The 11,597-nt window shown below is 59.8% G+C and carries 8 protein-coding genes; 6 read left to right on the top strand and 2 right to left on the bottom strand.

Going from position 1 to position 11,597, the window contains the following annotated elements:
- Nucleotides 1-56: 56 nt before the first annotated feature.
- The 6 genes from A9D14_RS11395 (at nucleotide 57) to A9D14_RS11420 (ending at nucleotide 8,894) form a co-directional block, all read left to right on the top strand.
- Nucleotides 57-3,815, top strand: coding sequence for an Eco57I restriction-modification methylase domain-containing protein (locus tag A9D14_RS11395; protein ID WP_157668210.1), 3,759 nt, complete (start codon nucleotides 57-59; stop codon nucleotides 3,813-3,815).
- 50 nt (nucleotides 3,816-3,865) lie between these two features.
- Nucleotides 3,866-4,243 (top strand): IS66-like element accessory protein TnpA, encoded by a 378-nt coding sequence (gene tnpA, locus A9D14_RS11400; protein ID WP_066843951.1) that lies wholly within the window; start codon nucleotides 3,866-3,868, stop codon nucleotides 4,241-4,243.
- Nucleotides 4,240-4,581, top strand: coding sequence for an IS66 family insertion sequence element accessory protein TnpB (gene tnpB, locus A9D14_RS11405; RefSeq protein ID WP_066843954.1), 342 nt, complete (start codon nucleotides 4,240-4,242; stop codon nucleotides 4,579-4,581). Before tnpA ends, tnpB begins: the two co-directional genes overlap by 4 nt.
- 60 nt (nucleotides 4,582-4,641) lie before the next feature.
- A complete protein-coding gene (tnpC, locus tag A9D14_RS11410; protein WP_066843956.1) occupies nucleotides 4,642-6,285 on the top strand; it encodes an IS66 family transposase in 1,644 nt (547 codons plus the stop codon).
- A gap of 320 nt (nucleotides 6,286-6,605) precedes the next feature.
- Complete coding sequence (locus tag A9D14_RS19855) at nucleotides 6,606-6,836, top strand: hypothetical protein (protein WP_054522874.1); 231 nt, start codon at nucleotides 6,606-6,608, stop codon at nucleotides 6,834-6,836.
- 381 nt (nucleotides 6,837-7,217) lie between these two features.
- Nucleotides 7,218-8,894, top strand: a complete 1,677-nt coding sequence (locus A9D14_RS11420; protein ID WP_066846534.1) for an RNA-directed DNA polymerase — start codon at nucleotides 7,218-7,220, stop codon at nucleotides 8,892-8,894.
- Between the two features lie 321 nt (nucleotides 8,895-9,215).
- Here the strand turns inward: A9D14_RS11420 and A9D14_RS11425 are convergent, their stop codons facing one another.
- Nucleotides 9,216-10,133, bottom strand: coding sequence for a DUF1259 domain-containing protein (locus A9D14_RS11425; protein ID WP_232468523.1), 918 nt, complete (start codon nucleotides 10,131-10,133; stop codon nucleotides 9,216-9,218).
- Nucleotides 10,134-10,185: 52 nt separating this feature from the next.
- Complete coding sequence (chrA, locus tag A9D14_RS11430; RefSeq protein ID WP_066846539.1) at nucleotides 10,186-11,580, bottom strand: chromate efflux transporter; 1,395 nt, start codon at nucleotides 11,578-11,580, stop codon at nucleotides 10,186-10,188.
- Between the last annotated feature and the right edge of the window lie 17 nt (nucleotides 11,581-11,597).

Below are 11,597 nucleotides of genomic sequence, written 5' to 3' on the forward strand. Positions count from 1 at the left end.
TTTGGGTGTAAGTCGATGTAAGTTCGGCTACTCCACTCAAGGTATGGAGGGTCTTAGTGTTCCAAGGCGCATTGTTCACTCGTGATTGGCTGAAGCAAGGGGTCACCGAATCCCCTGAGTGGCAGAATCTCGAAATTAGTGAAGTTGAGCAGCTCTACGAAAGCGCCCAGCATTTGCTGCATGAACATTCAGGCCACAAGAAGCCAACCGAAGCAGAAACCGAAGACCAACTTATTTATCCGCTGCTCGAATTGCTGGGCTGGCAACACAAATCCGTTCAACAGAACATGACGACAAAGGGACGCAAGGACGTTCCCGATGCCTTGCTTTTCGCCGATGGCGACGCCGCAGAAAAGGCGAAGACACTCGAGCCATGGCAACGCTTCCGTCATGGCGCTGCTCTTGTCGAAGCGAAGCGCTGGAACCGCCCGCTCGATCGCGAAGGGCAAGGCGACCAGGGTGTTCCGTCGACCCAAATCATGCATTATCTGCGCCGCGCTGCCGTCGTGGCAGATGGAAAGATGCCGTGGGGCATTCTGACTAACGGACGGCACTGGCGGCTCTACTACCAAAACGCTCTTTCTGTCGCTGAGGACTTCTTCGAAATTGACCTGGGCAAGGTCTTTGGTCTGCCCGGATGCGAACCGGATCTACTCGACGAACCGATCGATCCAGATTACGCATTCCGATTGTTCGTGCTGATTTTTGGTCGCGAAGCTTTTCGTCCGAGCGAGCAGGGCCGCAGCTTTCACCTGATCGCGATCGAGGATGCGCGCCGGTGGGAGGAAAGGGTCCGCAAGGATCTGGCAGATACGGTGTTCGAAACCGTCTTTCCCGAACTGATTACTGCCATCTCGTTGGCAGACCCGGATCGCCCCGAGACGCTCGATGATGGCTACGCCGAGCAGGTTCGCCAAGCGGCCATGTTCCTTCTCTATCGTCTATTGTTTGTGCTTTATGCCGAAGATCGGAATCTGCTCCCCGACGAGCGCGGTCCCTACGCGGACTATTGCCTGACCCGTCTTCGAGAGGAGATCAAGGAACGGCATGTGCAAAGGCAAGCACAGCTCGCCCGCAGCACTGCCTACTGGTCGCGCCTCGAGACAATTTTCGGCGCAATTTCCGAAGGCGACGATGATCTTGGCATTCCGCCCTACAACGGCGGCCTGTTCGCAGCGGAAGGCAATTCGCTACTCAGTCGCATCAAGCTGTCGGACGAGACGCTAGCCAAGGCTATATTACCGCTCTCACACCGCGAGGAAGAAGGGCGGCTTCGCTACATCAACTACCGCGACCTTTCGGTTCAGCAGCTCGGCTCGATCTATGAATCGATCCTCGAATACGGTGTCGAGATCGAGGAAACCGGCACCGTCCGACCGCGCTCGGACAACGAGGCACGGCACCGCTCGGGTTCGTATTACACACCAGAACCGCTCGTATCGCTGATCATCGAAAAAACGGTCGGCCCGCTCGTCGAAGAGAAGCGCGAGGCATTCGAAGCCGCTCTAGCAAGCGGCGCAAAGGGTGATGACCTTCGCGCACACGATCCGGCCATGGCACTGCTTTCGCTCCGCATCGTCGACCCCGCAATGGGAAGCGGGCATTTCCTCGTCAGCTTGGTCGATTGGCTTTCGGACAAGGTCTTGACCGCAGTCGGCGATGCCGAAAGCATGGCCGAGGGCGATTATACTTCTCCTCTCGTGAAGCTCATTGCCGAGTTGCGAGAGGGGATCGTCGCCAACGCGCGGGAGCATAACTGGCCGATCGTCGAAGACCAGCTGGATGACCGCCATATCGTGCGCCGCATGGTACTCAAGCGCTGCGTCCACGGGGTCGATCTCAACCCGATGGCCGTGGAGCTCGCCAAGGTCGCGCTCTGGTTGCACAGCTTCACCGTAGGTGCGCCGTTGTCGTTCCTCGACCATCATTTGCGGTGCGGTAACAGCGTGCTTGGCGCGTGGGTGCGCCCGACGATGGACTGGATGCAAGAACGCGGTGCCCTTATTTCCAACCGCCACCTCGCCCCGCTCGCCAACATCGTGCGCGAGATGGAAAAGATCGAAGGGCTGACCGACACCGACATTGCTCAGGTTGACCAGTCGAAAAGCCTCTTCACCACCGTCTCCGAAGCCAGCGCTCCGCTCGAAGCGATCCTCGATCTGGCAAAGGCGGATGATCTGATGGGCGTTCTGGAAACGAATGTCCGCCGACCCCGCGAACCGGCTGATGCCATTCGCAAGGATGGTGACAAACGCCTCGCCGATTTGCGCAAGGCGCTGGCCGACAGCACCGACGAAGCAAAGGCGGAAAAGGCGCGGGTCGCGCTCGAAAAGGAATCTGCGAAGATTGACCGCGCGGTCGCCAAGGCGCGCGAAGCCGAACGCAAGTTCGACCGGGCTGAAGCGATGAAGCTGGTCCACGAAGGAACCTTCGGCGATCCCAGCCGGATCGCAAGCGGTGAAATCGAAGTGCTCGCAGCCGACGCTCTAACCGAGCTAAGCTTGGATGCACCGGAGCCGGTCCAGGGCAGTCTGATGCCAAGCCACAGGCCCGATGATCGCCGCCGCGCGCTGGCAGACAGCCTAGTGCGCGAGGCGCGCGCAATCGCGGCTGAACAACGGTTCTTCCACTGGGAAGTGGCCTTCCCCGGCGTATGGCGCGACTTGTCCTCTTCGGGTCGGTCAGGCGGGTTCGATGCGGTCATTGGCAACCCGCCTTACGTCCGGCAGGAAGAAATCTCCCCGATCAAGCCCGCCCTGTCGAAAGCCTTCGACACCTATGCCGGCACCGCCGATCTCTACGTCTATTTCTACGAACAGGGGACCAAGCTGCTCAGGCCCGGCGGGCGAATGGGCTATGTCGTCACCAACAAGTGGTTGAAGGCTGGCTATGCAGAGAAGCTTCGGCGGATGTTCGCCGAGGATGTGTGGGTCGAATTTCTGGCCGATTTCGGCCACGCGCGCCATTTGTTCCCGGATGCCGACGTCTTTCCATGCGTCATCGCAGTGCAGAAGCCCGATGCAGACGCTGTGCCCGAGCAATACGATCTTGCGGTAATCCCGCGTGACGATGTTCCGCGTGAGGGTCTGTCGGCAGCAGTCCACGCCGCGACCTATCGTGCCGAACGCTCCGACCTGACCGAAGAAGCATGGGTGCTGGAGCCGCCAGACGTAGCCGCCCTGCTCAAGAAGATTCGTGAGCGCGGCGTATCGCTTGAGGAATATGCCGGGGCTAGTCCGCTTTACGGCGTGAAGACGGGCTTCAATGAGGCATTTCTGATCGACACCGCCACACGCGATCAGCTTGTTGGCGATGACCCGAAAGCCGCCGACATCATCAAGCCCTACCTGCGCGGTCAGGACATTGGCCGCTGGCTGCCGGAGTGGAACGGGCTCTGGATGATCTTCGCTCGGCGAGGTATCGACATTGAAGAATATCCGAGCGTACTTCGGCATCTCGAGTCTTTCCGAACACAGCTAGAACCCAAACCAGCTAATTGGCAGCCTCCGAAGAAGGATGCGAAATGGCCAGGTCGGAAGGCCGGAAGTTATCGCTGGTATGAGATTCAGGATGCTGTCGACTACTTTGAGGATTTTGACCGCCCGAAGGTCCTTTTGCGGCGCATCGCTTTCTATGCCCAAGTTTGCACTGACCAAGGCCAATACATGGTCAATGACTCAGCTTTGATACTGCCGACCGTTGATGAATGGATCGTCGCCTGCCTCAACTCACCGATCGGCTGGTATTTCCAATTCAAAAAGTTCCCGCACAAGAAGGATGGTACCCCTCCGGCGAGGGCCGCCTTGCGTGGATAGGTATCGAGCGCTCTTAAGCGTGCTCTTGTGAGCGTGCTTAGGAGTGGTCGATGGGTCAGGTGACGGTGTTTTCGGGGCCGGAGCGGCGGCGGCGGTGGAGCGATGAGGAGCGACTGCAGATCCTGTCCGAGGCTTTCGCGCCGGGCGCGTGCGTCGCCCAGGTGTGCCGACGGCACGATATTTCTTCGGCGCTGATCTACACCTGGCGGCGCAAGTTGCTCGATGCAGGCGTGGAGCGGGAAGCAGAGCTGCCCGAGGCACTTCCGACGCCGGTGTTCGCCGAAGCGGTGATCGACGAAGATGTGATGGCGGCCGGCGCTGCCGAGCACCCCGCGATGATCATCGACCTGCCGCGCGGCAAGCGGCTGAGCATTTTCGCGGCGGCACCGCCGGCCCTGGTCGCTGCGGCGCTGAAGGGGCTGCGATGATCCCTTCGGGCGCGCGGGTGTGGATCGCGCTCGGCCACACGGATATGCGCAAGGGCATGCAGGGCCTGGCGCTGCTGGTGCAGCAGGGTCTCAAGCGTAATCCGCACGGCGGCGATCTGTTCGTGTTCCGTGGCCGCGCAGGCTCGCTGATCAAGATCATCTGGCACGACGGGATCGGCATGTCGCTCTACGCCAAGCGGCTAGAGAAGGGCCGGTTCGTATGGCCCTCAGCGACTGAGGGAACGGTGTCGCTGACCCCCTCGCAGCTGGCCTGCCTGCTGGAGGGGATCGACTGGCGCAGCCCGCAGTATACATGGCGGCCGCAGAGCGCCGGATAATCGGCGCGAGGCGGTGTTTTGCCCTTGCAGCAGAGGGTGGATGATGATTCACTCCGGTCTATGGAAGCCGCCATTTCGCCCCTTCCGGACGATGTCGAAGCGCTCAAGGCGCTGGTGGTGGCGATGGCCCGCAAGGCCGATGAGGCAGAGGCCAGGCTTGCCAACGCCATGGCCCACCAGAGCGCTATCGAGGCGCTGATCGCTCACCTCAAGCTGCAGATCGCCAAGCTCAAGCGCGAGCAGTATGGCCCCAGCGCCGAACGCAGCCGCCGTCTGCTCGACCAGATGGAGCTGCAGCTCGAAGAGCTCGAGGCTGATGCCGCCGAAGACGACCTGATCGCCGAGGGAGCGGCGGCCAAGACCGCCACGGTCACCGCCTTCGAGCGCAAGCGCCCGACAAGGAAGCCGTTCCCCGAGCATCTGCCGCGCGAGCGCGTCGTGGTGCCTGCGCCCTGTTCCTGCCCGGCCTGCGGTGGGGATCGGCTCTCGAAGCTCGGCGAAGACGTCACCGAGACGCTCGAGGTCATCCCGCGCTCGTGGAAGGTGATCCAGACGGTGCGCGAGAAGTTCTCGTGCCGCGACTGCGAGAAGATTGCGCAGGCCCCCGCGCCCTTCCATGTGGTGCCCCGCGGATGGGCCGGACCCAGCTTCCTCGCGATGCTCCTGTTCGAGAAGTATGGACAGCACCAGCCCCTCAACCGCCAGGCCGAGCGGTTTGCCCGCGAAGGCGTGCCGCTCAGCCTCTCGACTCTTGCCGATCAGGTCGGGGCAGCTGCCCATGCGCTGATGCCGATCTACAAGCTCATCGAGGCGCATGTTCTGGCTGCAACCCGGATCCACGGTGACGATACCACCGTGCCGGTCATGGCGAAGGGCAAGACCGATACGGCGCGATTATGGGTTTACGTACGCGATGATCGTCCCTTTGCAGGCACCGATCCTCCAGCTGCCCTGTTCCACTATTCGCGCGATCGGCGCGGCGAGCACCCGCAAGCCCATCTCGCGGCATGGTCCGGCATCCTGCAGGCCGATGCCTATAGTGGCTACAACGATCTCTATCGCGGGGACCGCGCCCCCGGTCCCGTGCTGGAAGCGGGCTGCTTTGCTCATGCGAGGCGCAAGTTCTTCGAGCTCGCCGATGTCCTGAGCTCAGCCCGCAAGAAGAGCCGCGGCCAGCGCAGCAGCATGATCTATCCGATCGCGCTCGAAGCCGTGCAGCGTCTCGACGCCCTGTTCGACATCGAGCGCGGCATCAACGGCAAGAGTCCTGCCGAGCGGCTCGCAGTCCGTCAGGAACTCAGCGCGCCGCTGATGGCCGAGCTCCACACCTGGCTTACCGCGCAGGTCGCCAAGCTATCGCGCGGTCATGACCTCACCAAGGCCTGCTTCTACATGCTGAAGCGCTGGGATGCGTTCACCCGCTTCCTCGACGATGGCCGCATCTGCCTCACCAACAACGCCGCCGAGCGCGCGCTGCGCTGCATCCCGCTTGGCCGCAAGGCATGGCTGTTCTGCGGATCCGATCGTGGCGGGCAACGCGCCGCCATCATCTACACCCTGATCCAGACCGCGAAGCTGGGCGACGTCGATCCGCAGGCATGGCTTGCCGATGTCCTCGCGCGCATCGCCGATCATCCTGCCACCCGGCTCGACGAACTCCTGCCCTGGAACTGGGCGCCCCGTCCGAACGCGATCGCCGCGTAACCCGACCTACACTCCGGTCGGCATCACGCTGCGGCCTTCACCGGACGGATACGAAGGATGAGGCGCTCGCTTTTGATATTCCTTATATCCGTGAGTTCCCAATTCCGCAGCTTGAACACGGAAAGCGGGAAGCGTTCCAAGATAATGTTGAGTGCATTAAGACGAACACCGCCATCGTGGAAAAAGCGGATCGAGCCATTGCTGACTGGCTTGGGTTCGAGTTCCCAAGAGTTACTAGCACCGCCCTTTCCGAGGCCAGCAAGCTCGACAGCGACGGCTTTGTCTCAGCGGTCCGCGCCGCCCTGCCCAAACGTGAAGGCTTGACCCCGACCCAACTCCGTCGGCTGCGCGAAGCGTTTGCCGAGACCGCCGAGCCTGCCCGGCAGGCACGGATCGAATTGCTGGCCCATGAGCGCAGCCTCGCTGCCATGGTCGAGCGCGCCTATGGCCTGACCGACGAGGAAGTTGCTCTCATGTGGCGCACGGCCCCGCCCCGCATGCCGCTGGCCCCTCCACCCGGGTTAGATCTAAGCGATGACACTGGTGATTGAACTACTCTAGGTTTTTGCTGTCACTGCTACAGTCCGCAACCGGCGCACTTCCTGACCTTTCCGCAACCGAACTCCATTGGCTGACTGTGGGCCGGAAGCCGAATGTCCGGAATTGCCTTGTGAAGTTGGAAACCCGCCACTACATTTTCGACGGATTGCGCACAAGCGCGTGGACAGGTCGAGACCTATTTGCTGCCGTCGCCGGTATCGCGGCGCCAAATAGATGAGCGCTCTAAAATGCAGGGCGTCCCATTAGCCGGCTCGGCAATTTAGTCGATCGACTGGCTTCGCTCTCGCCACGCCGTAATTTCATTACGATAAGTCGTTGATAACAAATCCCCGCTATGTAATTCCATTGGGCCAAGCGGAACTGGGGAAATAATGTCAAAAAGCGAACGACTGAAAGCGCTATTGGCCGCCGGGTTTTTCCCTGAGGAATTGCCGCCTTCGTTCACGACCGCCGACTTTGCAAAGTATCGTCGCGCCATTGGCACGGCTTGGGCAGCGCTTCCAAATTATCCTCAATATCCCAAGACAAGCCCAGAACGTTTCAGCATTCCGAAGGTAACGGAGTGGCGAAGGGAACTGGCCATCGTTAATCCGATCGCTCAGTATCATGTGGCTAAGCTCATCGCCGACGACTGGCAGCAAATCAGCAAGCACCTCTCTTCATGCAGCTTTGGCGTCGAAGAAGTCGTGATAAAGTCGGACCAAACAAGAGCCGTCTCCACCCCGGATTTCAGGCTGGTCGCTCTTCGCCATTCGGAAATTTCGGCAATCCATAACCATGCGCTCGTTGCGGACATTTCTCGCTTTTATGGAACGCTCTATACCCACGCGATCCCTTGGGGGTTGCACACCAAGGGGTGGGCTAAGGCCAATTTGAACAACGCACCCGTGTACAATGCCTCGCTGGGCGCGCGGTTGGACAAGGCTGTACGCAAGGGCCAAGACAATCAGACCATCGGCATTCCCGTTGGGCCCGATACATCCCGCATCATCGCAGAAATTGTCGCGGTCTCCATTGACGCCAGAGTTCAGGCTGAGTTGAAATTGGAGGCTGACAGCATCGTTCGGAATGTGGACGATTGGTACATCGGCTTTGACAATGCTGGACAGGCCGAAGAGGCGATAGCAGTGCTTGCCGCCGCCGCCCGCGACTACGAATTGGAAATACACCCAGAGAAGACGAAGGTGGTGAACTCGGCCACCGAGGTACAGGCTGTTTGGCCGACCGCACTACGCCAGAGCCCTATTTCCTCTGAATTTTCCGAGCAATCCAAGACTATCGATCACTATTTCGCCCAAGCTTTCCAATTCGCTGCCGAACATAAACGGTCGAACGTTTTGCGGTTCGCCGTCAACCTTCTCCGAAGCGTCGATATACTGAAGGTGAATTGGCCTCAGTTCGAGACGTACCTATTGAAGGCCGCTCGGGCGAACGCGACCACCATACCGATGGTGGTGCATCTATTAGCGTTATACAATGCAAAGGGCTTTCCGGTAAAAAAGGACCGGATTGCAAAATTCATAAAGGATACCATCGCGAAGTGTGGGCCATCAGCTGCCCACTTTGAAATCGTCTGGGCCTTGTTCCTCGCCAAGATGCTGAGGATTACTCTTGCAGCGGAATGGGTGCAGCCCGTCACGAAGCTGGAGAGCTCGGCTTGTGCCTTGGTCCTGCTTGATCTGCGCCAAATGGGCCTTATTGACGGGGTGATTGACGTGTCGCTCTGGACTCAGGCGATGACAGAAAAGGGCCTTGAGACCAATCTGTGGCTCGTAGCCTACGAAGCCGACCTGAAAGGTTGGTTGACGCCTCCCACTGCTGGCTTCGTTCAGAGCCACCCCTACTTTGCCGAACTCCGACGGCGGAACGTGTCGTTTTACGATAAAGAGCGGCGTCTCAAGAATGTTCGGCGCAGCAAGCCTAAGAAGCCATCGGATGCCTTCGTTCGCCACATGGCTGCCCTTCGGAGTTGGAAAGCGGATGAAATAGATGCTCAGGAGTTGCTTGAGGAATGGGAACTCCCCGGCGACGACTACGGGGGCTATTAGGGTAGAAAGGCGAGTGCAGTCGATTGCTTTTGTCCGTTTTCAGGCAATCGCGGTCGAGGGTTAGATGACCGACTTTGGGGCGCCTTGCAGACGGACGGCTACGGGGCCGCTTCGAGACAGTCTGGTTTCGGGAGTTTTCCTAACAAAACGGACAATCCGTTCGCAATTCAAATCGGGGCGCGTGCCACATCCACATCGCATTCAAAGGCAAGCCCAAAAGTTAACGACATAACTTACGTTCCCTGCCATTTCGAAGACGATGCCTGTCGCAACGAGGTGCAAGCGATCGCGGCCTTACCGAATTTATCGGAATGGTTGCGCCTATCCGGGTTCCGCCTGTGCGTTACGGGCAGCAGCAATCGCCGCTGCAAGCTCCTTCGCTGGACCCACTCCCCAGTAGTGGAGGAAGTAGAACATCGGTTCGCCCCCGATCATGTGATTATGAAGCGCAACTATATGAATTCCTTTCTGGCGCAGGGCGCGAAGGACGGGCTGAACTTCGTCCTCGGTCATGATGAAGTCGCCATCGACGGCAGCAAGATCGTCAGTCCCCGAGAATGCCGCCCACGTCGTCAGCCCCATGGATCCTCCGATATCGATGCCGTGCATGCGGCCCTGACGGGCGAAGGTGTATTTCACAACGCCGTCGCCAATGCTGGGCTCGGCGCCTAGGGTATCGCTCAGAGGCGCGGCATTTATCGTTCCGTCAGCAGCCGGTGTCGTGCCGCCGAAGCTGCGCCGCGGTGTCGGGGAGGCGGCGCGCACTTCCTTGATGGCATCCCAGACCGCCTTCACGCCCGCTGCCATCCTGGCGGTTTCTCCGTGCCCGCCGATGTGCATGAAATACACGGGTGGATCGTCGAAAATGAAATGATTGTGTAGCGCGGTGACCGAAAGACCGTTCGCCAGGGCAGCATCCATTGCAGCAGTGATTTCGTCCTCGAACACGACCGTATCACCCATGACCATGACCCCGCCATCGACGGGTTTGAAGGCAGCCCATGAACCGAGACCCGCAGGCGGATCGAGGCGCATGCCGTCGACCATCACCTCGACATCGTCGCGCGTCCAGCCAATGCGCGCCACCCCGTCCTCGGTCATGGTAACGGTTGCATGCGAAGCTTCGAAGACGAGCGCCTCGAAGTTACCCGAATTGTCCTGTGCATGCAGATGCGACGGCATCGCCGCTACCGATAAAGCCAGACTGCCAACAAGCATTGTTTTGTGGAAAGGTTTCATTTTCCGGTCTCCTTCGATGTGTTTTCAGGCGCTCGGGGCTGTTCTAGGAAAGTCAGGCGCCTGGCGATGTTCCAGAAAAGTAGAGCGCCCCTATGAGGGCGCTTGCAAAAAGGACAGGCAACATCCCGATCTTGAAGCGCAGCATTGCAACCAACGCTGCGGCGGCAATGACAACCGACGCGAGGTCGATCGTCGCCAAATCCGGCACGAGCAGTCGCGCGCCGTAACCTTGAACCTCATTGAGCTGTGAGAAGGCAACGTGCAGCGCGAACCAGATAGCGAGGTTGAGGATCACGCCCACGACCGCCGCCGTGACGCCCGAAAGCGCCGCCGTCAGGAGCTTCACACCGCGTAATTTCTCGATGAACGGTGCGCCAAGGAAAATCCAGAGGAAGCAGGGCACGAATGTGACCCAAGTCACGATCACCGAGGCCGCAATACCCGAAGCTACCGGGCCCAACAAATCTCCTTCGCGGTATCCCCCCATGAATCCTACGAACTGGACAACCTGAATCAGTGGCCCCGGCGTGGTTTCCGCCATACCCAATCCATCGAGCATCTCCCCCGGGGCCAGCCAACCATGCGTTTGCACTGCTTCCTGCGCCATATAGGCCAGAACCGCATATGCGCCGCCGAATGTGACGACCGCCAGCTTCGAGAAAAAGATCGCCAATTGCGTGAACACGTGATCGGGGCCGACGAGAAGGATCAGCGCGATTATGGGCGCCGCCCACATGCTGCCCCAGATCATTGCCGTGCGAACGGCTCCGCGCCACGTCGGCCGAACCGTCGCCATTCCCCCAGCATGAAGCACGGCTTCCGTCTTGCCCTCCCCGTCCTCGGATGTCTCGCGGGTGCGGATGACGAGGAAGCGCGCAGGATCGAAATGGCCGCCGAGAAATCCGATCAGCGCGGCAGCGGCGATGATCAGCGGAAAGGGGATATCGAAAACGAATATGGCCGCAAACGCAGACGCGGCGATCAGATACATTGGCCACGTCTTCAGCGCCTTCCTTCCGATGCGAACCAGGGCTTCGATGACCACTGCAAGGACTGCGGCCTTAATGCCGAAGAAAATCGCCTGGACGAAACTGGCTTCCTGGAAGCTGGCATAGAGCACGCTGAGTGCTAGAATGCTGAGAAAGCCGGGAAGAACGAACAAACATCCCGCGACAAGGCCGCCGCGTACGCCGTGGAGCAGCCAACCGATATAGGTTGCAAGCTGCATAGCCTCCGGACCTGGCAGGAGCATGCAGTAATTGAGTGCATGCAGAAATCGGTTCTCGCCAATCCAGCGCTTCTCATCGACCAGAATGCGATGCATCACGGCAATCTGGCCAGCCGGTCCGCCGAAGCTCAGGGCAGCGACCCGCGCCCAAACACGCACAGCCTCGGAGAAGGGTATCGGACCTTGATCTACGGAGACTTGTTTACCGGGAGAATTCATCAACGCGTCCTTCGCAC

Origin of the sequence: Croceicoccus marinus (assembly GCF_001661675.2) — a bacterium.
Taxonomy (GTDB): Bacteria; Pseudomonadota; Alphaproteobacteria; order Sphingomonadales; family Sphingomonadaceae; genus Croceicoccus; species Croceicoccus marinus.